This is a genomic window from Tepidicella baoligensis (assembly GCF_013432195.1).
GTDB lineage: Bacteria > Pseudomonadota > Gammaproteobacteria > Burkholderiales > Burkholderiaceae_C > Tepidicella > Tepidicella baoligensis.
Map to the genome: position 1 here is coordinate 1 of NZ_JACCDB010000007.1, position 23,380 is coordinate 23,380.

Annotated in this window: 22 protein-coding genes and 2 tRNA genes; 23 read left to right on the top strand and 1 reads right to left on the bottom strand. The window is 63.2% G+C overall.

Features of this window, described 5'->3' with window-relative positions; genetic code table 11:
- Positions 1-37 precede the first annotated feature (37 nt).
- A tRNA-Asp gene (locus HZS63_RS08675) sits at positions 38-114 on the top strand.
- A 45-nt stretch (positions 115-159) separates the two neighbouring features.
- On the opposite strand, the gene cobA is transcribed toward HZS63_RS08675, so the two are convergent.
- Complete coding sequence (cobA, locus tag HZS63_RS08680; protein ID WP_180683636.1) at positions 160-966, bottom strand: uroporphyrinogen-III C-methyltransferase; 807 nt, start codon at positions 964-966, stop codon at positions 160-162.
- A 165-nt stretch (positions 967-1,131) separates the two neighbouring features.
- On the opposite strand from cobA, the gene tsaD reads away from it, so the two are divergent.
- The 22 genes from tsaD (at position 1,132) to nuoN (ending at position 23,367) form a co-directional block, all read left to right on the top strand.
- A complete protein-coding gene (gene tsaD, locus HZS63_RS08685; protein ID WP_180683637.1) occupies positions 1,132-2,187 on the top strand; it encodes a tRNA (adenosine(37)-N6)-threonylcarbamoyltransferase complex transferase subunit TsaD in 1,056 nt (351 codons plus the stop codon).
- A gap of 227 nt (positions 2,188-2,414) precedes the next feature.
- Positions 2,415-3,665 carry a branched-chain amino acid ABC transporter substrate-binding protein gene (locus tag HZS63_RS08690; protein ID WP_180683754.1) on the top strand — a complete coding sequence of 417 codons (1,251 nt, stop codon included), beginning with the start codon at positions 2,415-2,417 and terminating at the stop codon, positions 3,663-3,665.
- Positions 3,666-3,823: 158 nt separating this feature from the next.
- Positions 3,824-4,090 carry a 30S ribosomal protein S15 gene (gene rpsO / locus HZS63_RS08695; RefSeq protein ID WP_180683638.1) on the top strand — a complete coding sequence of 89 codons (267 nt, stop codon included), beginning with the start codon at positions 3,824-3,826 and terminating at the stop codon, positions 4,088-4,090.
- Between the two features lie 220 nt (positions 4,091-4,310).
- On the top strand, positions 4,311-6,440 hold the full coding sequence (gene pnp / locus HZS63_RS08700; protein ID WP_180683639.1) for a polyribonucleotide nucleotidyltransferase: 2,130 nt from the start codon (positions 4,311-4,313) through the stop codon (positions 6,438-6,440).
- Positions 6,441-6,462: 22 nt separating this feature from the next.
- On the top strand, positions 6,463-7,461 hold the full coding sequence (locus HZS63_RS08705) for an NAD(P)H-quinone oxidoreductase (protein WP_180683755.1): 999 nt from the start codon (positions 6,463-6,465) through the stop codon (positions 7,459-7,461).
- A gap of 10 nt (positions 7,462-7,471) precedes the next feature.
- A complete protein-coding gene (gene tpiA, locus HZS63_RS08710) occupies positions 7,472-8,227 on the top strand; it encodes a triose-phosphate isomerase (RefSeq protein ID WP_180683640.1) in 756 nt (251 codons plus the stop codon).
- A gap of 16 nt (positions 8,228-8,243) precedes the next feature.
- The gene (gene secG / locus HZS63_RS08715) at positions 8,244-8,612 is read left to right on the top strand and encodes a preprotein translocase subunit SecG (RefSeq protein ID WP_180683641.1); all 369 of its coding nucleotides are present in this window, start codon (positions 8,244-8,246) and stop codon (positions 8,610-8,612) included.
- A 99-nt stretch (positions 8,613-8,711) separates the two neighbouring features.
- Positions 8,712-8,796, top strand: a tRNA-Leu gene (locus HZS63_RS08720).
- A gap of 40 nt (positions 8,797-8,836) precedes the next feature.
- Positions 8,837-9,196, top strand: coding sequence for an NADH-quinone oxidoreductase subunit A (locus tag HZS63_RS08725; protein WP_180683642.1), 360 nt, complete (start codon positions 8,837-8,839; stop codon positions 9,194-9,196).
- A 27-nt stretch (positions 9,197-9,223) separates the two neighbouring features.
- Positions 9,224-9,703 carry a NuoB/complex I 20 kDa subunit family protein gene (locus HZS63_RS08730; RefSeq protein WP_133596185.1) on the top strand — a complete coding sequence of 160 codons (480 nt, stop codon included), beginning with the start codon at positions 9,224-9,226 and terminating at the stop codon, positions 9,701-9,703.
- 21 nt (positions 9,704-9,724) lie between these two features.
- Positions 9,725-10,366 (top strand): NADH-quinone oxidoreductase subunit C, encoded by a 642-nt coding sequence (locus HZS63_RS08735; protein ID WP_180683643.1) that lies wholly within the window; start codon positions 9,725-9,727, stop codon positions 10,364-10,366.
- A 2-nt stretch (positions 10,367-10,368) separates the two neighbouring features.
- Positions 10,369-11,622: an NADH-quinone oxidoreductase subunit D gene (locus HZS63_RS08740; protein WP_180683644.1), complete on the top strand. Its 1,254-nt coding sequence runs from the start codon at positions 10,369-10,371 to the stop codon at positions 11,620-11,622.
- Entirely contained in the window at positions 11,619-12,143 is a 525-nt protein-coding gene (gene nuoE, locus HZS63_RS08745) for an NADH-quinone oxidoreductase subunit NuoE (RefSeq protein WP_180683645.1), read from the top strand. The genes HZS63_RS08740 and nuoE overlap by 4 nt, the downstream gene beginning before the upstream one ends.
- Positions 12,140-13,492 (top strand): NADH-quinone oxidoreductase subunit NuoF, encoded by a 1,353-nt coding sequence (gene nuoF, locus HZS63_RS08750; RefSeq protein ID WP_180683646.1) that lies wholly within the window; start codon positions 12,140-12,142, stop codon positions 13,490-13,492. The genes nuoE and nuoF overlap by 4 nt, the downstream gene beginning before the upstream one ends.
- A gap of 95 nt (positions 13,493-13,587) precedes the next feature.
- Positions 13,588-15,723, top strand: coding sequence for an NADH-quinone oxidoreductase subunit NuoG (nuoG, locus tag HZS63_RS08755; protein WP_180683647.1), 2,136 nt, complete (start codon positions 13,588-13,590; stop codon positions 15,721-15,723).
- Positions 15,720-16,796 carry an NADH-quinone oxidoreductase subunit NuoH gene (gene nuoH, locus HZS63_RS08760; RefSeq protein WP_180683648.1) on the top strand — a complete coding sequence of 359 codons (1,077 nt, stop codon included), beginning with the start codon at positions 15,720-15,722 and terminating at the stop codon, positions 16,794-16,796. Before nuoG ends, nuoH begins: the two co-directional genes overlap by 4 nt.
- 14 nt (positions 16,797-16,810) lie before the next feature.
- Positions 16,811-17,320: an NADH-quinone oxidoreductase subunit NuoI gene (nuoI, locus tag HZS63_RS08765; RefSeq protein WP_180683649.1), complete on the top strand. Its 510-nt coding sequence runs from the start codon at positions 16,811-16,813 to the stop codon at positions 17,318-17,320.
- Positions 17,321-17,338: 18 nt separating this feature from the next.
- A complete protein-coding gene (locus tag HZS63_RS08770) occupies positions 17,339-17,992 on the top strand; it encodes an NADH-quinone oxidoreductase subunit J (protein ID WP_180683650.1) in 654 nt (217 codons plus the stop codon).
- Positions 17,989-18,300 (top strand): NADH-quinone oxidoreductase subunit NuoK, encoded by a 312-nt coding sequence (gene nuoK / locus HZS63_RS08775; RefSeq protein WP_180683651.1) that lies wholly within the window; start codon positions 17,989-17,991, stop codon positions 18,298-18,300. Before HZS63_RS08770 ends, nuoK begins: the two co-directional genes overlap by 4 nt.
- A gap of 27 nt (positions 18,301-18,327) precedes the next feature.
- Positions 18,328-20,358 carry an NADH-quinone oxidoreductase subunit L gene (nuoL, locus tag HZS63_RS08780; protein ID WP_180683653.1) on the top strand — a complete coding sequence of 677 codons (2,031 nt, stop codon included), beginning with the start codon at positions 18,328-18,330 and terminating at the stop codon, positions 20,356-20,358.
- A 13-nt stretch (positions 20,359-20,371) separates the two neighbouring features.
- Positions 20,372-21,847 (top strand): NADH-quinone oxidoreductase subunit M, encoded by a 1,476-nt coding sequence (locus tag HZS63_RS08785; RefSeq protein WP_180683654.1) that lies wholly within the window; start codon positions 20,372-20,374, stop codon positions 21,845-21,847.
- Between the two features lie 32 nt (positions 21,848-21,879).
- The gene (gene nuoN, locus HZS63_RS08790) at positions 21,880-23,367 is read left to right on the top strand and encodes an NADH-quinone oxidoreductase subunit NuoN (protein WP_180683655.1); all 1,488 of its coding nucleotides are present in this window, start codon (positions 21,880-21,882) and stop codon (positions 23,365-23,367) included.
- Positions 23,368-23,380: the final 13 nt, after the last annotated feature.

A 23,380-nucleotide genomic window follows, 5' to 3' on the forward strand; every position in this document is an offset into this window, starting at 1 on the left:
GAATCCCCGTAGGGTCGCCAACCACGCACATCTGCCAGGAGTGGTAGTTCAGTTGGTCAGAATACCGGCCTGTCACGCCGGGGGTCGCGGGTTCGAGCCCCGTCCACTCCGCCAACCATTGCAAGCCGTTGCCTTCTCGAGTGCAACGGCTTTTTGCTTTCAGGCGGCCACAGGCCAGGCGTCGGGTTCGGCAGCCATGGAGGCGCTCTGCGCTGCGGCCAGCCCCTGGAGCACATCCCCCACCACGATGATCGACGGGCTGCCCAGCCGGTGGACGCTCAGCGTGTCGCACAACTCGCCGAGGGTGGCCTGGGCATGCCGTTGCTGGGGCAGGCTGGCGTGCTGGACGATGGCCACCGGCGTGTGGGCTGGCAGGCCCTGCAGCAGGCCCTGCTGGATGTCCGCCGCACTGGATATGCCCATGTAGATCACCAGCGTCAGCCGGGCCTGGTGGGCGCATTGCGCCAGCGCCGCCCAGTCGGTGCCTGGATCGCCGGGTTTGGCGTGCCCGGTCACGAACACCACCCCGTGGGCGTGTTCGCGGTGGGTCAGCGGCACCTGCAGGGAGGTGACGGCGGCCAGGCCGGCCGTGATGCCGTTGACCACCTGCACCGCCACACCGGCCGCGCGCAGGTGTTCCACCTCTTCGCCCCCCCGGCCGAAGATGAACGGATCGCCCCCCTTGAGCCGCACCACGGTCTCACCGGTCAGCGCCTGCTGCACCATGAGTTTTTCGATGAAGGCTTGGGGCGTGGAGGCGCATCCGCCCCGTTTGCCGACATGGATGATACGGGCCTCTGGACGGGCATGGGCCAGCACCGCGTCGTTGACGAGGTCGTCCACCAGCAGCACCGTGGCCGAAGCAATCGCCTTCACTGCCTTGAGGGTGAGGAGTTCCGGGTCCCCTGGGCCGGCGCCGACGAGGGTGACGGATCCACGAGATGGGGGAAAAGCGGTGGCGTTCATGGGGTGTTTCCTGCAGAAGGGAAGAAGGGGGCGAGTCGATGGCCTCGAAGCAAGTCGACATGCTCATTGGCCAATTGTGAGCTTTCCTTGATGATTTCGGGTTATATGAAAAGATCGACCCCAGGCATGCCGCAGGGGACTTGCGGGCCGCGTACACTCCCGGGCATGCTGATCTTGGGAATCGAATCCTCTTGCGACGAAACCGGTGTGGCCCTGGTCGAGACCGGTGCCGGGGCGGTGCCCCGTCTGCTGGCGCATGACCTGCACAGCCAGATCGACATGCATCGGGCTTATGGAGGCGTGGTCCCCGAGCTGGCCAGCCGTGACCACATCCGCCGTGTGCTGCCGCTGACCGAGTCGGTGTTGTGGCAGGCGGGCAGGGCGCTTGCTGACGTCGATTGGATCGCCTACACGCGGGGCCCCGGTCTGGCGGGTGCGCTGCTGGTCGGGGCCGGGGTGGCGTGTGCCATGGCCGCTGCGCTCGACAAGCCCACCCTGGGCATCCACCACCTCGAAGGGCATTTGCTGTCGCCGTTCCTCAGTTCGGATCCGCCTGAGTTTCCCTTCGTCGCCTTGCTGGTGTCGGGGGGGCACACCCAACTCATGCGCGTGGATGGCGTCGGTCGCTACGAGCTGCTGGGGGAAACCATCGACGACGCCGCCGGTGAGGCGTTCGACAAGTCGGCCAAGCTCCTGGGGCTGGGTTATCCGGGTGGGCCGGCGCTGTCCCGGCTGGCGCAACAGGGCGATGCCGGGGCGTTCAAGCTGCCGCGCCCGCTGCTGCACAGCGGCGATCTGGACTTTTCTTTTGCCGGACTCAAGACGGCGGTACTCACCCAGGCCCGCAAGCTGGGCGATGCGCTTGAATCCCGCAAGGCCGATCTGGCGGCCTCGACGCAAGCAGCCATCGTGGAGGTGCTGGTCCGGAAATCCTCGATGGCCTTGAAGCAAACCGGCCTGCGCCGGCTGGTCGTGGCCGGTGGCGTCGGGGCCAACGCACTGCTGCGCCAGGAGCTCGACGCGGCTTGTACTGCCGGGGGCGTGAGAGTCCATTACCCGGAGCTGCACCTGTGCACCGACAACGGCGCCATGATCGCCCTTGCCGCGGGTATGCGTCTGCAGGCAGGGTTGGCGTCCATCGGTCCGTCGGACGACCCGAGCCGCAACCCTTACGCTTTCGACGTCCGGCCCCGCTGGCCGCTGGCCGAGCTGGTGAGCTGACACCTCCACCTCCCGGCGGATACCCCTTTCGGGTGTCGATGCTGCACTGCAGTAAACTGGCGCCCCCATGCCCGCCAAGGGGGTGGTCTTTTTGTGTTTCGTTGAGTTCTTGCATGATCTTGTTTTTTCGTGCGTCTTCCTCGGCTCGTCTGGCGCGTCGTTTCTGGTGGGGGGTATGCGGTCGGGTGCTTGCCGTGGGCGTGCTCACGGCCGCTGCGGTGGCCGTGATGGCACAGCCGGCTGCCGGCAACGGTGGACGCAGCGCCCAGCCTGCACCCATACGCATCGCCTTGATCGAGGGCTTGTCCGGTCCCATGGCCAACACGGGCGAGGCCGTATTCCGCAACCTGGTCTGGGCGGTGGAACGTGTCAACGCCCGCGGTGGCGTGCCGCTGCCAGGGGGCGCGCGTCCTTTGCAGATCGACCGCTTCGACAGCAAGGGCCAGACCGAAGAGGCCCTGTCCGCGCTGCGCTCCGCGATCGACGCCCGGATCTCCATCGTGATGCAGGGCAACTCCTCGGCTGTTGCGGCCGGCCTGATCGAAGCCATCCAGCGTCACAACGAGCGCGATCCAGCACGCCGCGTGGTGTTCCTGAACTACGCCGCCGTGGACCCCATCCTGACCAACGAGCGGTGCAGTTTCTGGCATTTCCGTTTCGATGCCCATGCCGACATGCGCATGTCCGCACTCATGGAGGTGCTCAAGGGCGACCAGGAGGTTCGCAGCGTCTACCTGCTGGGCCAGGACTACAGCTTCGGCCATGCCGTGCTGCGCGAGGCTCGTCGCCAGCTCGCCGTCCACCGGCCCGACATCCGCATCGTCGGTGACGAGCTGCACCCGCTCGCCCGCATCAAGGATTTTCTGCCCTACATCGCCAAGATCCGTGCCAGCGGCGCCGATGCGGTGATCACCGGCAATTGGGGCAATGACCTGACCCTGCTCGTCAAGGCGGCGCGCGAGGCCGGCTTCAACGGCAAGTTCTACACCTTCTATGGCAACGCGCTGGGGGCGCCTGCCGCCATGGGGGATGCCGGCATCGGACGTGTGATCGCCGTGGCCGACTGGTTCCCCAATGTGCCCACGGCCGAGTCGCGAGCCTTCTATGAGGCGTTCCGCCAGCGCTTCCCGCGCCCGCAGGACGACTACGTGCACATGCGCATGCAGCTGATGGTGGAAGCGCTGGCCCAGGCCATCGAACGCGCGGGGGCCACGCTGGCCCCCGGACAGGTGCCCGATGCCCTGGCCATTGCCCGGGAACTGGAGCGCGCCGACGTGACGCTGGCTGGCCAGCGCCTCACCATGCGCGCGGCCGATCACCAGGCCCAGCAGCCTCTGGTCGCTGCCGTCATGGAGCGCCAGGGCAGTGCCGGTGTGCCGTTCGACGTGGAGGGCTCCGGGTACGGCTTCCGCGTCATTCGCCAATTGCCCGCCAGCGCCTCCGAGATGCCACACACCTGCCAGATGTCACGTCCCTGAGAGGTTTCAAACAAAGGTCGTGCCTTTTTTCGACTGGGGTTATAATGATCGGCTGTCCGGCATGGGCCGGGCAACACGTCTGCTGCGGCAAACCCCTCGGGTCAATCCCGGTCGGGCCACCTGCGGCAGGTCGCATGTCTCTTCAAAGGTAACGTTTCATGATCAAGCAATCCGTCAAGGCCGAAGTCATCGCCGCCCACGCGCGTGCCGCCAACGACACCGGCAGCCCCGAAGTGCAGGTCGCCATCCTGACTGCCCGCATCAACGAGCTGACCCCCCATTTCAAGACTCACCACAAGGACCATCACGGTCGCCGCGGCCTGCTCAAGATGGTGAGCCGCCGCCGCAAGCTTCTGGACTACCTCAAGTCCAAGGACTCCGACCGCTATGTGGCCCTGATCCAGAAGCTGGGTCTGCGCAAGTAATCCGGTTTGGTGTCTCGCTGAACCACACAAGACGCCTGGGTTGCTCAGCCGCCCCAGGCGTTTTTCGCTTCAATCACCGGAGTTCGCTGTTCAGATCGAAGCTGTGTCATTCCAACGGGGCGGCCCGTGTGCCGGTTCGCTGGAATGGCATCGTGTTCTGAAGGCGTGTCTCCAGGCAGGGTGCGTGGCCTGATACGCACAACACTCACAGGAGCACAACATGAGCCTCTTCAACAAAGTCACCAAAACCTTCCAGTGGGGCCAGCACACGGTCCGCATGGAGACCGGCGAAATCGCCCGTCAGGCCACGGGCGCCGTGCTGCTCGACATGGAGGGCACCGTGGTGCTGGCCACCGTCGTGGCCAAGCAGGACGCCAAGGCTGGCCAGGATTTTTTCCCCCTGACGGTGGATTACATCGAAAAATCCTACGCCGCCGGCAAGATCCCCGGCAGCTTCTTCAAACGTGAAGGTCGCCCGAGCGAATACGAAACCCTCACCAGCCGCCTGATCGACCGCCCGATCCGCCCGCTGTTTCCCGAGGGTTTTTTCAACGAAGTGCAGGTCGTCATCCACACCCTGTCGCTCAACCCCGAGGTGGATGCCGACATCCCCGCGATGATTGCCACCAGCGCTGCGCTGGCCATCTCCGGTATTCCCTTCAACGGTCCCATCGGGGCGGCCCGTGTCGGCTACATCAATGGACAGTACGTGCTCAACCCTGGGCAGACCGAGCGCGCCAACAGCCAGATGGATCTGGTCGTGGCGGGCACCGAAGCCGCGGTGCTGATGGTCGAGTCCGAGGCCCAGCAACTGTCTGAAGAGGTGATGCTGGGGGCCGTGGTGTTTGGTCATGAGCAGGGCAACATCGCCATTGCTGCCATCAACGATCTGGTGCGCGAAGCCGGCAAGCCCGAATGGGATTGGCAGCCGCCCGCCAAGGACGAGACGCTGATCGCCAAGGTCGAGGCTCTGGGTCGTGACAAACTGGTTGCCGCCTATCAGATTCGCAACAAGCAGGCACGCACCCAGGCTTGTCGCGAGGCCTATGCCGCCGTCATGGATGGCCTGAAGGCCGACGGTGTGGAGTTCGACGCAGTCAAGGTTCAGGATCTGCTGTTCAACATCGAGGCTTCGATCGTTCGCGGCCAGATCCTGGCCGGTGAGCCCCGCATCGACGGCCGTGACACGCGCACGGTGCGCCCGATCGAAATCCGCACGGGTGTGCTGCCGCGCACCCATGGATCGGCCTTGTTCACCCGTGGCGAAACCCAGGCTTTGGTCATCGCGACGCTGGGCACCGATCGCGACGCGCAGCGCATCGACGCGCTGTCGGGCGACTTCGAAGACCGCTTCATGCTGCACTACAACATGCCGCCCTTCGCCACCGGCGAAACCGGCCGTGTCGGTTCGCCCAAGCGCCGCGAGATCGGTCACGGCCGTTTGGCCAAGCGTGCCCTGGTCGCAGCCCTGCCCAGCAAGGAAGAATTTCCCTACACCCTGCGTGTGGTGTCCGAAATCACCGAATCCAACGGCTCGTCGTCCATGGCGTCCGTCTGCGGCGGCTGTCTGGCGCTGATGGATGCCGGTGTGCCCATGAAGGCCCATGTGGCCGGCATTGCCATGGGCCTCATCAAAGAGGGCAACAAGTTCGCCGTGCTCACCGACATTCTGGGCGATGAAGACCACCTCGGCGACATGGACTTCAAGGTGGCCGGTACCACCCAGGGTGTGACCGCCCTGCAGATGGACATCAAGATCCAGGGCATCACCAAGGAAATCATGCAGGTGGCCTTGGCGCAGGCCAAGGAAGCGCGCCTGCACATCCTGGGCAAGATGCAGGAGGCCATGGGCGAGGCCAAGGCCGACATTTCCGATTTCGCGCCGCGCCTCTATACCATGAAGATCAACCCCGAGAAGATCCGTGACGTGATCGGCAAGGGTGGGGCCACCATCCGCGCGCTGACCGAAGAGACCGGCACCCAGATCGACATCGCCGAGGATGGCACCATCACCATCGCGTCGGCCGATGGCGCCAAGGCGGAAGAGGCCAAGCGCCGCATCGCCGAAATCACCGCTGAAGTCGAGATCGGCAAGGTGTATGAAGGCCCGGTCACCAAAATTCTCGATTTTGGTGCCTTGGTCAACCTGTTGCCCGGCAAGGACGGTCTGTTGCACATCAGCCAGATCGCGCACCAGCGCGTCGAGAAAGTCACCGACTTCCTCAAGGAAGGTCAGATCGTCAAGGTGAAGGTGTTGGAAACCGACGACAAGGGTCGTATCAAGCTGTCCATGAAGGCGCTGATCGACCGCGAGGAAGCGGCCGCCCAACAGCAACAACAGCAGCAGTGATCGGACCGTCATGACGCAGACCATGCGAGTGGTGGAGATTTCGGCCTATGGTGCACCCGAGGTGTTGCGCCTGGCCGAGCGCGAGCGTCCGGTGCCTGGCGCAGGGGAGTGCCTGATCCGGGTCGCGGCTTCAGGTGTCAACCGGCCCGACGTGCTGCAACGCACCGGCAACTACCCGGTGCCGCCTGGGGCATCCGACATTCCCGGCCTGGAGGTCGCGGGCGTGATCGAGGACGGTGATGCGGCTGCACTGGCCGAGGTCGGGCTGGCCGTGGGGGACCACGTCTGCGCACTGGTGGCCGGTGGCGGCTACGCCGAATACTGTGTGGCTCCGGTGGGGCAGTGCCTGCCGGTGCCCCGTGGCTGGTCTGATCTGGAGGCCTCTGGGCTGCCGGAAACCTTCTTCACGGTGTGGAGCAACGTCTTCGACCGTGGGCGCTTGCAGGCCGGTGAAACCCTGCTGGTACAGGGAGGTTCCAGTGGCATCGGTGTCACCGCCATCCAGATGGCCAAGGCCATGGGGGCGACCGTCATCGTGACTGTGGGCAGCGAAGACAAGGCGCAGGCCTGCCTTGCGCTCGGCGCCGACCACGCCATTCTCTACAAGACGCAGGATTTCGTGCGCGAGGTGGCCGATTTCACCGCTGGCCGTGGCGTGGACGTCATCCTCGACATGGTGGCCGGCCCCTATGTGGCTCGCGAACTCGACTGCCTGGCCGAAGACGGGCGCCTGGTCATCATCGCGGTGCAGGGCGGTGTGAACGCCGAGATTCACGCCGGCAAGGTGTTGCGCCGGCGCCTCACCATCACCGGTTCCACACTGCGCCCGCGTCCGGTGGCCTTCAAGGCTGCCATCGCGCGCCAGTTGCGTGAGCACATCTGGCCGCTGCTGGAGTCCGGGCGTATCCGCCCCGTCGTATATGGCGTGTTCGCACCGGCCGAAGCTGCCCAGGCGCACGCGCTGATGGAGTCCAATCGGCACATAGGCAAGCTCCTGATCGACTGGGGCCGTATCGGCTGAAGGGGGCGAAATGAGGAAAAAACTCATTGTCGGCAACTGGAAGATGAACGGGAGCTTGCAAGCCAATGCCGCGTTGCTCGAGCAACTGCGCAACGGCTACGATCCCGCCCGCGCCGAACTCGCGGTGTGTGCCAGCGCGCCTTACCTGGCGCAACTGCAATCGTTGCTGGCAGGCTCCGGTATCGACTGGGGGGCGCAGGATGTTTCGGCTCACGAACCCGGTGCCTACACCGGCGAGGTCAGCGCCGAGATGCTACGTGATTTCGCCTGTCGTTATGTCATCGTCGGCCATTCGGAGCGTCGCCAGTACCACGGTGAGAGCGACGACGTGGTGGCGGCCAAGGCGCAGCGTGCGCTGTCGGCCGGCATCACCCCCATCGTGTGTGTGGGTGAGACCTGGCGTGACCGCGAAGCCGGGCGGACCGAGTTCGTGGTTAAACGTCAGTTGTCCGCCGTCATCCACACCGTCGGCCATTGCACCAGCGAAATCGTCGTGGCTTACGAGCCGGTCTGGGCCATCGGCACCGGCCAGACCGCCACGCCTGAACAGGCTCAGGCGGTGCATGCCGTGCTGAGGGCCCAGCTGCGTGCGGCCACGGCCCATGCGGATCGCAATCGCATCCTGTATGGCGGCAGCATGAACCCGGCCAATGCGGCCGCTCTGCTGGCCCAGCCCGACGTCGATGGGGGCCTGATTGGAAGCGCCTCCCTGGATGCGGGCCAGTTCCTGTCTATCGTGGCCGCCTGTCCATGGGTGGCCCAGTGATTATTCGGAGTCTTGTATGAACGTCCTGTTGACCATTCTTCTCGCGGTCCAATTGCTGTCGGCACTGGCCATGATCGGCCTCATCCTCGTCCAGCACGGCAAAGGGGCGGACGCCGGCGCCGCTTTCGGTGGAGGCGGGGCTGGCTCGGCGACTCTCTTCGGCGCCAGTGGCGGGGCCAACTTCCTGTCGCGCAGCACCGCCGTGCTGGCCACGGTGTTTCTGGCCTGCACCTTGGGCTTGGCCTATTTCGGTCATCAACGCCCGGTCGCCAGCAGCGGCAGCGTCCTGGAAAACCTGCCGGTGGAAACGGTGCCTGCCGCCCCTGCGCAAATCCCCGATGCCGTGCCCGCTCCGGCTGGTGCCGCCCAGATTCCCGGGCAGTGAGTCGGGCATCCGAAAAAACCCTGATTTTTCAAGGTAGAATCATGGTCTGTCGTGTGGCAGGTGAGGTACAGCAAGAGCCTGCCACCGATGAATTCCCTTGCCGACGTGGTGAAATTGGTAGACACGCTATCTTGAGGGGGTAGTGGCGAAAGCTGTGCGAGTTCGAGTCTCGCCGTCGGCACCAATTCAACAAGGCGCGCCTGGCGCGTCCGCAGGATAGCCAAATGAACCTAGAGCAATACCTTCCAGTTCTTTTGTTTATTCTGGTGGGTCTTGCAGTTGGGGTACTCCCCCAGGTGTTGGGCTACATTCTGGGGCCCAATCGGCCGGACCCGGAAAAAAACTCCCCTTACGAGTGTGGTTTCGAGGCCTTCGAGGACGCGCGCATGAAGTTCGATGTGCGCTACTACCTTGTTGCCATTCTGTTTATCCTGTTCGATCTCGAAATCGCATTCCTCATCCCCTGGGCGGTTGCGTTTTCCGACATTGGGGTGGTGGGCTTCTGGGCTGGGGTGATGTTCCTTGCCATTCTGGTCGTGGGCTTCATCTACGAGTGGAAAAAAGGCGCCCTGGACTGGGAATGACGTCGTCGAACCGGCAAGGAGTCTTGAATGATTGAGGGTGTCTTCAAGGAAGGCTTCATCACCACCAGCTACGACTCGGTGGTGAACTGGGCCAAGACGGGCTCACTGTGGCCCATGACTTTTGGTCTGGCCTGTTGTGCCGTCGAGATGATGCACGCCGCCACGGCGCGCTACGATCTGGCGCGATTCGGTGCCGAGGTTTTTCGAGCCAGTCCGCGTCAGTCCGATCTGATGATCGTGGCGGGCACGCTGTGCAACAAGATGGCGCCGGCCCTGCGCAAAGTCTACGATCAGATGGCCGAACCACGTTGGGTCATTTCCATGGGCTCCTGTGCCAACGGTGGCGGCTATTACCACTACAGTTACTCCGTGGTGCGTGGCTGCGACCGCATCGTGCCGGTGGATGTCTACGTGCCGGGCTGTCCGCCCACGGCCGAGGCGCTGATCTACGGCATCATCCAGTTGCAGCAGAAGATTCGTCGTACCAACACCATTGCACGCGCCTAAAGAGGCGGGGAGGCTCATTCGATGACAGACGCAGTCAAGGGTGCGGTTCATGTGGGGGTGTGGTCTGCCGTGCCACCGCAAGCGTTAAGGGATACCCTCGTGCAGACCCTGGGGGACCGGATCGCTCGCGCGGAGGTGGCGCGTGGTGAAGTCACGCTGGAGGTCCCGGCGGCCCGGTACACCGAGTCGATGCAGATCCTGCGCGATGCGCCCGGTTGCCAGTTCGAGCAGTTGGTCGATCTCTGTGGCATCGATTACGCCGAGTACCGTGACGGTGCCTGGGAGGGTTCCCGCTTTGCCGTGGTGGTGCACCTGTTGTCGGTGAGCCTGAATCAACGGGTGCGCGTGCGCGTGTTTTGCCCCGATGACGATTTTCCGGTCGTCGATTCCGTCACGTCGATCTGGTCTTCGGCAAACTGGTATGAGCGCGAGGCTTTTGACCTGTATGGCATTGTGTTCGAGGGTCACGAAGACCTGCGCCGCATCCTGACCGACTACGGCTTCATCGGGCACCCCTTCCGCAAGGACTTCCCGCTGTCCGGTCACGTCGAGATGCGCTACGACCCCGAGCGTCGCCGTGTGATCTATGAGCCGGTCACCATCGAGCCGCGCGAAATCACGCCGCGCATCATCCGTGAAGACAACTACGGCGGGCTGCACTGATCATGGCTGAAATCAAGAACTACACCCTGAACTTCGGTCCGCAGCATCCGGCCGCACACGGCGTGTTGCGCCTGGTGTTGGAGCTCGACGGCGAGGTCGTGCAGCGGGCCGACCCGCACATCGGGCTGTTGCACCGCGCCACAGAAAAGCTGGCCGAGCACAAGACCTTCATCCAGTCGCTGCCCTACATGGACCGTTTGGACTACGTGTCCATGATGTGCAACGAGCACGCCTATTGCCTGGCGATCGAGAAGCTGCTCGGCATCGAGGTGCCGATCCGTGCGCAGTACATCCGTGTGATGTTTGCGGAGATCACCCGCCTGCTCAACCACCTCATGTGGCTGGGCTCGCACGGCAACGACTGCGGCAGCTCGACCATCCTGATCTACTGCTTCCGCGAGCGCGAGGACCTGTTCGACATGTACGAAGCCGTCTCGGGGGCCCGCATGCACGCGGCGTACTTCCGTCCGGGTGGCGTCTATCGTGACCTGCCGGACAGCATGCCGCAATACAAGCACAGCAAGATCCGCAATGCCAAGGCGCTGGAGGAACTGAACAAGAACCGCCAGGGTTCGTTGCTCGATTTCATCGACGACTTCACCCAGCGTTTCCCCACCTATTTGGCCGAATACCACACCCTGCTGACCGATAACCGCATCTGGAAGCAGCGCACGGTGGGCATTGGCGTGGTCAGCCCCGAGCGTGCGCTCAACATGGGCATGACCGGCCCGATGCTGCGTGGATCGGGTATTGCCTGGGACCTGCGCAAAAAACAGCCCTATGACGTGTACGACCGTCTGGACTTCGATATTCCCGTGGGCAAGACCGGCGACACCTACGACCGCTACCTCGTCCGCATGGAAGAGATGAACCAGTCCAACCGCATCATCAAGCAATGCGTGGACTGGTTGCGGGCCAACCCCGGGCCGGTCATCACCGACAACCACAAGGTGGCGCCGCCTCCGCGCGAGGCCATGAAGTCCAACATGGAAGAGCTGATCCACCATTTCAAGCTGTTCACCGAGGGTTTCCATGTGCCCGAAGGGGAGGCCTACGCCGCGGTGGAGCATCCGAAAGGCGAGTTCGGCATCTATTTGGTCAGTGACGGGGCCAACAAGCCCTACCGTCTCAAGATCCGTGCCCCGGGTTTCGCCCACCTGTCCTGCATGAACGAGATGGCCAAGGGCCACATGCTGGCCGACGCGGTGGCCATCATCGGCACCATGGACATCGTGTTTGGAGAGATCGACCGATGAGCGCAACGCATCAGACCGTGCAGGCCCAGGCGTTTTCGGAAGCGACGCTGGCCCGCTTCGCCCGCGAAGTGGCCAAGTACCCGGCCGAGCAGAAGCAATCCGCCGTCATGGCGTGTCTGGCCATCGTCCAGCAGGAGCAGGGCTGGGTGAGCCCCGAGGCCGAAAAAGGGGTGGCCGACTATCTGGGCATGCCGCCCATCGCCGTGCACGAGGTCACCACCTTCTACAACATGTACAACCAAAAGCCGGTGGGCAAGTTCAAGCTCAACGTATGTACCAATCTGCCCTGTACGCTGCGCGACGGTGGCAAGGCGCTGCAGTACCTGGAACAGAAGCTCGGTATCCACATGGGAGAGACCACCGCTGACGGCCTGTTCACCCTGCAACAGAGCGAGTGCCTGGGTGCCTGTGCCGACTCGCCGGTGATGCTGGTCAATGATCGTCACATGTGCAGCTTCATGAGCCACGACAAACTCGATCAGCTCATCGACGGTCTCAAGGCTGCGGAGGGCAAGGTATGAACGCCCAACAAGTGCTTGCACAGTTCCAGGCCCGCGGCGTGGAAACCTGTTTTCACGATCGCCACATCAACCCCCAGATCTATGCCGGGTTGAACGGCAACAACTGGTCGCTCAAGGACTACGAGGCGCGCGGTGGCTACCAAGCTCTGCGTAAGATCCTCGGCCAGGACGGTGGCGAGGGCCTGACGCAAGACCAGGTCATTGCCACGGTCAAGGAGTCCGCCCTGCGCGGTCGTGGCGGTGCGGGCTTTCCCACCGGCTTGAAGTGGAGCTTCATGCCGCGCCAGTTCCCGGGCCAGAAATACCTGGTCTGCAATTCCGACGAGGGGGAGCCCGGCACCTGCAAGGATCGCGACATCCTCATGTACAACCCGCACATCGTCATCGAAGGCATGGCGATTGCGGCGTATGCCATGGGCATTTCCGTGGGCTACAACTACATCCACGGCGAAATCTTCCAGGTCTATGAGCGCTTCGAGGCCGCGCTGGAAGAAGCGCGTGCAGCGGGTTATCTGGGTGAACGCATCATGGGCTCGAACTTCTCGTTCCAGCTCCATGCACACCACGGTTTCGGTGCCTACATCTGCGGCGAGGAAACCGCGTTGCTCGAATCGCTGGAAGGCAAGAAGGGCCAGCCGCGCTTTAAGCCGCCGTTCCCGGCCAGCTTCGGCCTGTATGGCAAACCCACCACCATCAACAACACCGAGACCTTCGCGGCCGTGCCCTGGATCATCCGTCACGGTGGTCAGGCCTACCTCGAATGCGGCAAACCCAACAACGGTGGCACCAAGATCTTCTCTGTCAGCGGTGACGTGGAGCGCCCCGGCAACTACGAGATTCCGCTCGGCACGCCGTTCAGCAAGCTGCTGGAACTCGCCGGTGGTGTGCGCACCGGCCGTCAGCTGAAGGCTGTGATTCCGGGTGGGTCGTCCGCTCCGGTGCTGCCCGCCCACATCATGATGGACTGCACGATGGACTACGACTCCATCAGCAAGGCGGGCTCCATGCTGGGTTCCGGCGCGGTCATCGTGATGGACGACTCGCGCTGCATGGTCAAGTCGTTGCAGCGCCTGAGCTATTTCTACATGCACGAATCCTGCGGCCAGTGCACGCCGTGCCGTGAAGGCACGGGCTGGCTCTGGCGCATGGTCGATCGTATCGAACGCGGCGAAGGCAAGCCCAGCGATCTGGCCTTGCTCGACAACGTGGCCGAGAACATCATGGGCCGCACCATCTGCGCCCTCGGTGATGCGGCGGCCATGCCGGTGCGCGGCATGATCAAGCATTTCCGCCACGAGTTCGAGCACCACATCGAACACAAGACCTGCATGGTCCCGGCCTACGTCTGAGGCAAACATCGATATGGCCCCCACGCTCACTCATCGTTCGCTGCCCCCCGAGGGGGCGCCCGCCTTTCTTGGGGCGGCCCAGCGAAAGGCTTAACATGGTTGAAATCGAACTCGACGGCAAAAAGGTGGAGGTTCCGCCCGGCAGCATGGTGATGCATGCGGCCGAGAAGGCGGGGACCTACATCCCCCACTTCTGTTACCACAAGAAGCTGTCCATCGCAGCCAACTGCCGCATGTGCCTGGTGGACGTGGAAAAAGCCCCCAAACCCATGCCGGCCTGTGCCACACCGGTCACGCAGGGCATGATCGTGCGCACCAAGAGCGACAAGGCGATCAAGGCGCAGCAGTCGGTCATGGAGTTTCTGCTGATCAACCACCCACTGGATTGCCCCATCTGTGACCAGGGCGGGGAATGCCAGCTCCAGGATCTGGCCGTGGGCTATGGCGGTGGCACCTCCCGCTACGAAGAAGAAAAGCGCGTCGTGTTCCGCAAGGACGTGGGGCCGCTGATCGCCATGGAGGAGATGAGCCGCTGCATCCACTGTACCCGCTGCGTGCGATTCGGCCAGGAGATCGCTGGCGTCATGGAGCTCGGCATGTCGCACCGCGGCGAGCACTCCGAGATCGAAACCTTCGTCGGCCAGAGCGTGGACTCCGAACTGTCGGGCAACATGATCGACATCTGCCCGGTCGGCGCGCTGACCAGCAAACCCTTCCGTTACCAGGCCCGCACCTGGGAACTCTCGCGCCGCAAGAGCGTGAGCCCGCACGACTCCACCGGAGCCAATCTGATCGTGCAGGTGAAAAATCACCGCGTCATGCGTGTGGTGCCTCTGGAAAACGAGGCCGTCAACGAATGCTGGATCGCCGACCGCGACCGCTTCAGCTACGAGGCCCTCCATGGCGATGACCGCTTGACCCAGCCCATGCTCAAGCAGGGCGGCGTATGGAAGGAGGTCGACTGGCAGACCGCGCTGGAATACGTGGCCAACGGCCTCAAGCAGGTGCAGTCGGAGCAGGGCGCATCGGCCATCGGCGTGGTGGCCAGCCCGCACAGCACGGTCGAGGAACTGCACCTGGCCGGTGCCCTGGTGCGTGCTCTGGGCAGCCAGAACATCGATACCCGACTGCGCGCAGCCGACTATGGAAATGCCGCACCGGCCGGCTCGGCCCGCTGGCTCGGCCTGCCGATTGCCGAACTGTCAACGTTGGACCGCGTGCTGGTGGTGGGCTCGAACCTCCGCAAGGACCACCCCTTGTTTGCTCAGCGCATCCGCCAGGCTGCCCGCAAGGGGGCACAGGTGAATGCGCTCTGGGCGGCCCCCCAGGACTGGGCGCTGCCGGTGGCCAACGCCGTGCAGGCCGATCCGGGCTACTGGGCGCTTGCGCTGGCCGGTATCGCCGCCGCCGTGGCCGAAGCCAACCGCGTACCGGCACCGGCGAACGTGGAGATCACCGCCGACGCCCGTGCCGTGGCGGGTTCCTTGCTGTCGGGTGAACGCAAGGCCATTTTGCTCGGCAATGCCGCTGCTCACCACGAGCAGGCCTCCAGCCTGCTCGCGTGGGCGCAGTGGATCGGTGAGCAAACCGGCGCTCGTGTCGGTTACCTGACCGAAGCCGCCAACACCGTGGGCGCGCAGCTCGTGCGTGCCCTGCCGGGCGAGGGGGGGCTGAACGCCACCCAGATGCTGACCGGTGGGCTGAAGGCCGTGCTGCTGTTGAACGTGGAACCGGGGCTGGACACGGCCGTGTGCAGCCAGGGTCTGAAGCAGACCGACATGGTCGTCACCCTCAGCCCCTTCAAGACCAATCTGGACGTGAGCGACGTGCTGTTGCCGATCTCACCGTTCACCGAAACATCAGGCTCTTTCGTCAACGCCGAAGGGCGTCTGCAAAGTTTCTACGCAGTGGTCAAACCGTTGGGTGAAACCCGGCCGGCTTGGAAGGTGTTGCGCGTGTTGGGCAACCTGCTGGGCCTGCCTGGTTTCGATGCCGATACCTCGCAGGCCGTGCTGGCCCAGGCCCTGCCGGGCGTGGACCATGGCGCTGTCGTCGATGCCACCCGACTCGACAACCGCACCACCGCCCCCCTCGACACCCAGGTCACTTCCGGCACGCCCTGCGTGGCCGCGATCTACCAGCTCGACGGACTGGTGCGGCGTGCTCCGTCGCTGCAACTGACCGCCGATGGCCGGGCCGCCCGGCGTGCTGAAGAGGGAGTGTGCGCATGATCGACGCGATGTACTACGGTGGCCTGAACCTGCTGTCCGACCCGTGGTGGCAGACGGCGGCTTGGCCCGTCATCTGGAACCTGATCAAGATCGTGGCGGTGCTTGCGCCGCTTATGGGCGCGGTGGCTTACCTCACGCTATGGGAGCGCAGGCTGCTGGGCTTCATGCAGGTGCGCCTGGGCCCCAACCGGGTGGGCCCCTTTGGCCTGCTGCAACCGATCGCCGACGCGGTCAAACTGCTGAGCAAGGAACTGATCAGCCCGACGGCCGCCTCCAAAGGGTTGTTCCGCCTGGGCCCGATCATGGCCATCATGCCGGCCTTGGCTGCCTGGGTGGCCGTGCCCTTCGGCCCCGAAGCCATCCTGGCCAATGTCAATGCCGGTTTGCTCGTCATCCTGGCCATCACCTCGATCGAGGTCTATGGGGTGATCATCGCGGGCTGGGCCTCGAACTCCAAGTATGCCTTCCTGGGGGCCTTGCGTGCCTCGGCTCAGATGGTCAGCTACGAGATCGCCATCGGGTTCTGTTTCCTGGTGGTGGTCATGACGGCCGGCAGCCTGCACCTGGGCGAAATCGTGTCCTCGCAGCAAAGCGGCATGTTCGCGGACATGGGCCTGAACTTCCTGTCCTGGAACTGGTTGCCGCTGTTGCCCATTTTCATCGTCTATCTGATTTCCGGCGTGGCCGAAACCAACCGCCATCCGTTCGACGTGGTGGAGGGGGAGGCCGAAATCGTGGCCGGTCACATGGTCGAGTATTCGGGCATGGGCTTTGCGATCTTCTTCCTGGCGGAATACGCCAGCATGTGGCTGGTGTCCATTCTCGCGGTGCTGATGTTCCTGGGTGGTTGGGACGCGCCGGTCGCCGCGCTGGATTTCATTCCCGGCTGGATCTGGCTGGGCATCAAGACCTTTGTGGTCGTCTCCATGTTCATCTGGATCCGGGCCACCTTCCCGCGCTTCCGCTATGACCAGATCATGCGTCTGGGCTGGAAGATCTTCATTCCGGTGACCCTGGTGTGGTTGCTGGTCGTGGGGGCCTGGATGCAGACCTCCTGGAACATCTGGAACTGAGGGAGGCATTCGGCATGTCTGCTACCGTTGTCGCGCCTTTTTCGATCAAGGATTTCTTCAAGAGCTTTTTGCTGGTCGAACTCATCAAGGGTATGGCCCTGACGGGCCGTTATGCGCTGCGTCGCAAGGTCACGGTCCAGTTTCCCGAGGAAAAGACGCCGTTGTCGCCGCGCTTTCGTGGTCTGCACGCCCAGCGCCGTTACGAAAATGGCGAAGAGCGTTGCATCGCCTGCAAGTTGTGTGAGGCCGTGTGCCCGGCCTTGGCGATCACCATCGAGTCGGCGGAGCGTGAGGATGGGACCCGCCGCACGACCCGTTACGACATCGACCTGACCAAGTGCATCTTCTGCGGCTTCTGCGAGGAGGCCTGCCCGGTCGATGCCATCGTGGAAACCCACATCCTCGAATACCACGGGGAAAAGCGGGGCGACCTGTATTTCACCAAGGACATGCTGCTGGCCGTGGGCGATCGCTACGAAAAAGAGATCGCCGCAGCCAAAGCGGCGGACGCCAAATACCGCTGAAAAACCAGGCAGAACAACATGGATTACCAAGCGGGCTTTTTTTACGTCTTTTCGGCCGTGCTGCTGTTCGCGGCGTTCAAGGTCATCACGGCGCGCAATCCGGTGCATGCCGTGCTGTACCTGATGCTGGCCTTCTCGCAGGCCGCCGCGGTGTGGCTGCTGCTCAAGGCCGAGTTCCTCGGCATCACGCTGGTGCTGGTCTATCTGGGCGCCGTGATGGTGCTGTTCCTGTTCGTGGTCATGATGCTCGACATCAACGTCGATGCCATGCGTCAGGGCTTCTGGCGGCACTTTCCACTCGCTGCCGTCTTGGGCGGCATCGTCAGTGCACAACTGATCGCCGTGCTGTGGGTCGGGTTCCCGACCCTGACGGTCAACGAGCTCGCCGCCACGTCCGCCATGCATGCACCGGATCACTCCAACACCTATGAACTGGGGGTGCTGTTGTACTCCGAGTACCTCATGCCCATTCAGGTGGCGGCCGTCATCCTGCTGGTTGCGATGATCGCGGCCATCGCCCTGACGCTGCGTCAGCGCAAGGACAGCAAAGCCATCGACCCTGGGGATCAGGTGCGGGTGAAGGCCGCCGACCGGCTGGTGGTGGTCCCGATGGCCGCCACACCCAAGGCCGCCGACACCGCAGTGGCGGCCAGCGAGGAGGGCAAGGCATGAGCACGTTGACACTGGGGCATTTCCTGTCGCTGGGCGCGATTCTGTTTGCGCTGTCGGTGGTCGGGATCTTCCTGAACCGCAAGAACCTGATCGTGCTGCTGATGGCCATCGAGCTGATGCTGCTGGCGGTGAACATGAACTTCGTGGCGTTCTCCCACTACCTGGGCGATCTGCACGGCCAGGTGTTCGTGTTCTTCATCCTGACCGTCGCGGCCGCCGAGTCGGCCATCGGTCTGGCGATTCTCGTCCTGCTGTTCCGCAACAAGTCGTCCATCAATGTGGACGAACTCAACACGCTCAAGGGCTAAGGCTCGGGGCCCAACGACTTCACAAGCATGAGTACAAGCCTTTCTGCAAGCACGCTGCTGGCGGTTCCCCTGGCGCCGCTGGTGGGGTCGGCATTGGCCGGCATCCTGGGCACCAAGCTGGGCGGCAACTGGTTCGGTCGCCGCCTCTGCCATTCCCTCACCATTTTGGGTGTGCTGGTGTCGTTCATCCTCTCGGCCATGACGCTCAAGGCCGTGGCCATGGACGGCGCCCGCTTCAACGAGACCATTTACGAATGGATGGTCATCGGCGGCCTGAAGATGGAGATCGGCTTTCTGGTCGATGGCCTCACGGCCATGATGATGTGCGTGGTGACCTTCGTGTCGCTGATGGTGCACATCTACACCATTGGCTACATGGAAGAGGACGCAGGCTACAACCGCTTCTTCGCCTACATCTCGCTGTTCACCTTCTCCATGCTCATGCTGGTCATGAGCAACAACCTGCTGCAACTGTTCTTCGGCTGGGAGGCGGTGGGGCTGGTGTCGTACCTGCTGATCGGCTTCTGGTACAACAAGCCCACGGCCATTTTTGCCAACATGAAGGCTTTTTTGGTCAACCGGGTGGGCGACTTTGGCTTCATCTTGGGCATCGGCCTGATCGCGGCCTACACCGGCTCGCTCAATTACACCGAGATTTTCGAGAAGCTCCCCGAGCTTGCCCAAGTCGAGTTCCCTTGGTACATCCTCGGTCAGGACGCCATGCTGATGACGGTGATCGGTATCTGCCTGTTCATCGGCGCCATGGGCAAGTCGGCACAGTTTCCGCTGCACGTCTGGCTGCCGGATTCCATGGAAGGTCCGACGCCCATCTCGGCCCTGATCCACGCCGCCACCATGGTGACGGCCGGCATCTTCATGGTGGCGCGCATGTCGCCCATCTATGAACTGTCGGATGCGGCGCTCAACTTCATCCTGGTGATCGGCGCCATCACAGCGCTGTTCATGGGCTTCATGGGCATCATCCAGAACGACATCAAGCGCGTGGTGGCCTATTCCACCCTCTCGCAGCTCGGCTACATGACGGTGGCGCTCGGTGCCTCCGCCTACTCGGTGGCGGTGTTCCACCTGATGACCCACGCCTTCTTCAAGGCACTGCTGTTCCTCGCGGCCGGCTCAGTCATCATCGGTATGCACCACAATCAGGATATCCGCTGGATGGGCGGGCTGCGCAAGTACATGCCCATCACCTGGATCACCTTCTTGCTGGGCACGCTGGCGCTGATCGGCACGCCGCTGTTCTCGGGCTTCTATTCCAAAGACAGCATCATCGAGGCGGTGCACTTCAGCAACCTGCCGGCCTCGGGTTTTGCCTACTTCGCTGTGCTGGCGGGCGTGTTCGTGACGGCGTTTTACTCGTTCCGTCTCTATTTCCTCGTCTTCCACGGGCAGGAGCGTTACGACCAGAACCCGGACGCGCACCACGACGACCACCACCATGATGACCATGGCGACGGCAAGCCACACGAGTCGCCCTGGGTGGTGACCGTGCCGCTGCTGCTGCTGGCCATCCCGTCGGTGGTGATCGGCTACATGACCATCGGCCCGATGCTGTTCGGCGACTTCCTGGCCGATGCCATCACGGTGAACACCGAAGCACACCCGGCCATGGCTGAGTTTGCCGCGATGTTCACCAGCCCCCTGGGCATGGTCGCGCACGCTTTCTTCACCCCGCCGCTGTATCTGGCGGCCGCCGGGGCGCTGACGGCCTGGTACATGTACATGGTCAACCCGGCGCTGCCGGCAGCCATCGCGCGCAAGCTGCGTCCGATCGTGGTCATCCTGGAAAACAAGTACTACATGGATTGGATCAACGAAAACATCATCGCCAAGGCCGCCCGTGGCATCGGCATCGGCCTGTGGAAGGGGGGAGACCGCGGCATCATCGAAGGTGCAGTGGTCAACCTGAGCTGGAAGATCGTCGGTTTCGTGGCGGGTATCGTGCGCCGCGTGCAGACCGGCTACCTCTACCACTACGCTTTCGTGATGATCGTCGGGGTGCTGGCGTTCATGACCTACTTCGTCTGGCTCGCCAAATAAGGAGAACAAGAACATGGGTTTGCTGAGCCTTGCGATCTGGACGCCGATCCTTTTCGGTGTCGTCCTGCTCGCGATCGGTCGAGACGAGCACGCCGGCATGGTGCGCTGGATCGCACTTATCGGTGCGTTGCTCGGACTGGCCGTGACCATTCCGCTGTACACCGGCTTCGAGGTCGGGTCCGCTGCCATGCAGTTCGTCGAAAAGGCGGTCTGGATCGAGCGCTTCAACGTTCACTACCACCTGGCGGTGGACGGCATCTCGCTGTGGCTGGTGCTGCTGACCGCGTTCATCACGGTGATCGTGGTGATCGCGAGCTGGGAGTCCATCACCGAGCGCGTGAACCAGTACATGGGCGCGTTCCTGATCCTCTCGGGTTTGATGATCGGCGTGTTCGCGGCGGCCGACGCGATGCTGTTCTACATCTTCTTCGAAGCCACGCTGATCCCGATGTACCTCATCATCGGCATCTGGGGAGGACCGAACAAGATTTACGCGGCTTTCAAGTTCTTCCTCTACACGCTGCTCGGCTCGTTGCTGTTGTTGATCGCGCTGATCTATCTCTACAACGTCTCGGGGGGTACCTTCGATCTGGCCATCTGGTACCAACTGCCTTTGAGCAGCGCCGAGCAAACGCTGCTGTTCTTTGCCTTCTTCGCGGCCTTTGCGGTCAAGGTTCCCATGTGGCCGGTGCACACCTGGTTGCCCGACGTGCACGTGGAAGCGCCGACCGGGGGGTCCGCCGTGCTGGCCGCCATCATGCTGAAGTTGGGGGCCTATGGTTTTCTGCGTTTCTCGCTGCCCATCCTGCCCGATGCCTCCCAGGAGTGGGCCGGGCTGATGATTGGCCTGTCGCTGGTGGCCGTGATCTACGTCGGCCTGGTGGCGATGGTCCAGCAGGACATGAAGAAGCTGGTGGCCTACTCGTCGGTGGCGCACATGGGCTTTGTGTCGCTGGGCTTCTTCCTGTTCAACGACCTGGCCTTGGCCGGAGCCATCGTCCAGATGATCGCGCACGGCTTCGTCTCGGCCGCCATGTTCCTGGGCATCGGCGTGCTCTACGACCGCGTGCATTCGCGTGAAATCGCCGACTACGGCGGGGTCATCAACACCATGCCCAAGTTCGCCGCTTTTGCGCTGCTGTTCACCATGGCCAACGCGGGCCTGCCGGGTACGGCCGGTTTCGTGGGCGAATGGATGGTGATTTTGGGCGCGGTCCAGGTCAATTTCTGGGTCGGTTTGGGGGCTGCGACCGCGCTCATCCTCGGCGCTTCGTATTCGCTGTGGATGTTCAAGCGCGTCTACCTGGGCGCGGTGGCCAACGACAACGTCAAAGCGCTGCTGGACATCAACAAGCGCGAGTTCTTCGTCATGGTGTTGCTGGCCATCATGGTGTTGTACATGGGGGTCTATCCCAAGCCGTTCACCGATGTGATGATGCCGTCCGTGACCGAGCTGCTGCAGCACGTGGCGGTTTCCAAGTTGCCTTGAGTCGCATCCACTGGTTTTGAAAGAGCACCACAATGATTGACAGTCTCAGCTGGGCCACGGTCTATCCCGAACTGCTGCTATTGGGCGCGGCCTGTGTGATCGCGATCTATGACTTGTTCGTCAAGTCGCCCCTGCGCGGTTCTACCCACCGCCTCACGCTCCTGACCCTGGCCGTGGTAGCCGTGCTCACCGGCTATATGGCTTCCAGCGGGGAAACCCTGAGCGGTTTCGGCGGCATGGTCGTGAGCGACCCGATGGGCAACTGGCTCAAATGTTTCGCGGCCATTGCCATGCTGGTGACGCTGGTCTATGGGCGTTCCTACGCCGGCGCACGCGACATGCTGCGGGGCGGCGAACTGTTCACGCTGGCCATGCTGGCGTTGCTGGGCATGTTCGTGATGATCTCCGGGCACAACTTCCTGGTGATCTATCTCGGTCTGGAGCTGTTGACCCTGTCCAGCTATGCCTTGGTGGCTCTGCGGCGCGACGATTTGCAAGCCACCGAGGCGGCGATGAAGTATTTCGTGCTCGGTGCGCTGGCCAGCGGCTTCCTGCTGTATGGTCTTTCGCTGGTATATGGCACCACCGGATCGCTCGATATCCCGACCGTGACACAGGTCATCGCTGCGGGTGTCGATCAACCCCAGGTGCTGGTGCTCGGCCTGGTGTTCGTGGTGGCCGGTCTGGCCTTCAAGTTGGGTGTGGTTCCCTTCCACATGTGGGTGCCCGACGTGTACCATGGCGCGCCGACCGCCGTCACCCTCCTCATCGGGGGGGCGCCCAAACTGGCGGCCTTTGCCATCGTGATGCGCCTGCTGGTGGAAGGGCTGGTTCCCCTGGCTTTCGATTGGCAGCAGATGCTGGCGGTTCTGGCGGTGGTGTCGTTGCTGGTGGGCAACCTGGCTGCCGTGGCGCAGACCAACTTCAAGCGCATGCTCGCCTTCTCCACCATCGCGCAGATGGGCTTCATGCTGCTGGCCCTGGTGGCCGGCGTCGGGGCGGGCGGTGATGGCAGCAACATGACCAATGCCTACAGCGCGGCCATGTTCTATGTGGTGACTTACGTGCTCACCACGTTGGCCACCTTCGGTGTCGTGCTGCTGCTGACCCGACAAGGCTTCGAGTCGGAGGAGATCGCCGATCTGGCGGGCCTGAACCAGCGCAGCCCGCTCTATGCCGGTGTGCTGGCGGCGTGTATGTTCTCGCTCGCGGGCGTGCCGCCGCTGGTGGGTTTCTATGCCAAGCTGTCGGTGTTGCAGGCCCTGTTGGAAGCAGGCGGCAGCGCTCACCTCTGGCTGGCCATCTTTGCCGTGCTGATGTCGCTGGTCGGGGCGTTTTACTACCTGCGCGTGATCAAGGTCATGTATTTCGACGCTCCGAGCCAGACCGCCACCATCGAGGCGCCCCTGGATGTGCGGGCAGTGCTGTCGGTGAACGGTGCGCTGGTGCTGCTGCTGGGGATCGTTCCGGGGGGCCTCATGGCATTGTGCGTTCAGGCCATCGCTGCCATGATGGCTTGAGTGAAGCAGCGGT

What these genes read in the sequence shown, in the direction of transcription:
- cobA (WP_180683636.1), bottom strand. Translation starts at nt 966, where the DNA reads ATGAACGCCACCGCTTTTCCCCCATCTCGTGGATCCGTCACCCTCGTC.
- tsaD (WP_180683637.1), top strand. Translation starts at nt 1,132, where the DNA reads ATGCTGATCTTGGGAATCGAATCCTCTTGCGACGAAACCGGTGTGGCC.
- HZS63_RS08690 (WP_180683754.1), top strand. Translation starts at nt 2,415, where the DNA reads ATGGCACAGCCGGCTGCCGGCAACGGTGGACGCAGCGCCCAGCCTGCA.
- rpsO (WP_180683638.1), top strand. Translation starts at nt 3,824, where the DNA reads ATGATCAAGCAATCCGTCAAGGCCGAAGTCATCGCCGCCCACGCGCGT.
- pnp (WP_180683639.1), top strand. Translation starts at nt 4,311, where the DNA reads ATGAGCCTCTTCAACAAAGTCACCAAAACCTTCCAGTGGGGCCAGCAC.
- HZS63_RS08705 (WP_180683755.1), top strand. Translation starts at nt 6,463, where the DNA reads ATGCGAGTGGTGGAGATTTCGGCCTATGGTGCACCCGAGGTGTTGCGC.
- tpiA (WP_180683640.1), top strand. Translation starts at nt 7,472, where the DNA reads ATGAGGAAAAAACTCATTGTCGGCAACTGGAAGATGAACGGGAGCTTG.
- secG (WP_180683641.1), top strand. Translation starts at nt 8,244, where the DNA reads ATGAACGTCCTGTTGACCATTCTTCTCGCGGTCCAATTGCTGTCGGCA.
- HZS63_RS08725 (WP_180683642.1), top strand. Translation starts at nt 8,837, where the DNA reads ATGAACCTAGAGCAATACCTTCCAGTTCTTTTGTTTATTCTGGTGGGT.
- HZS63_RS08730 (WP_133596185.1), top strand. Translation starts at nt 9,224, where the DNA reads ATGATTGAGGGTGTCTTCAAGGAAGGCTTCATCACCACCAGCTACGAC.
- HZS63_RS08735 (WP_180683643.1), top strand. Translation starts at nt 9,725, where the DNA reads ATGACAGACGCAGTCAAGGGTGCGGTTCATGTGGGGGTGTGGTCTGCC.
- HZS63_RS08740 (WP_180683644.1), top strand. Translation starts at nt 10,369, where the DNA reads ATGGCTGAAATCAAGAACTACACCCTGAACTTCGGTCCGCAGCATCCG.
- nuoE (WP_180683645.1), top strand. Translation starts at nt 11,619, where the DNA reads ATGAGCGCAACGCATCAGACCGTGCAGGCCCAGGCGTTTTCGGAAGCG.
- nuoF (WP_180683646.1), top strand. Translation starts at nt 12,140, where the DNA reads ATGAACGCCCAACAAGTGCTTGCACAGTTCCAGGCCCGCGGCGTGGAA.
- nuoG (WP_180683647.1), top strand. Translation starts at nt 13,588, where the DNA reads ATGGTTGAAATCGAACTCGACGGCAAAAAGGTGGAGGTTCCGCCCGGC.
- nuoH (WP_180683648.1), top strand. Translation starts at nt 15,720, where the DNA reads ATGATCGACGCGATGTACTACGGTGGCCTGAACCTGCTGTCCGACCCG.
- nuoI (WP_180683649.1), top strand. Translation starts at nt 16,811, where the DNA reads ATGTCTGCTACCGTTGTCGCGCCTTTTTCGATCAAGGATTTCTTCAAG.
- HZS63_RS08770 (WP_180683650.1), top strand. Translation starts at nt 17,339, where the DNA reads ATGGATTACCAAGCGGGCTTTTTTTACGTCTTTTCGGCCGTGCTGCTG.
- nuoK (WP_180683651.1), top strand. Translation starts at nt 17,989, where the DNA reads ATGAGCACGTTGACACTGGGGCATTTCCTGTCGCTGGGCGCGATTCTG.
- nuoL (WP_180683653.1), top strand. Translation starts at nt 18,328, where the DNA reads ATGAGTACAAGCCTTTCTGCAAGCACGCTGCTGGCGGTTCCCCTGGCG.
- HZS63_RS08785 (WP_180683654.1), top strand. Translation starts at nt 20,372, where the DNA reads ATGGGTTTGCTGAGCCTTGCGATCTGGACGCCGATCCTTTTCGGTGTC.
- nuoN (WP_180683655.1), top strand. Translation starts at nt 21,880, where the DNA reads ATGATTGACAGTCTCAGCTGGGCCACGGTCTATCCCGAACTGCTGCTA.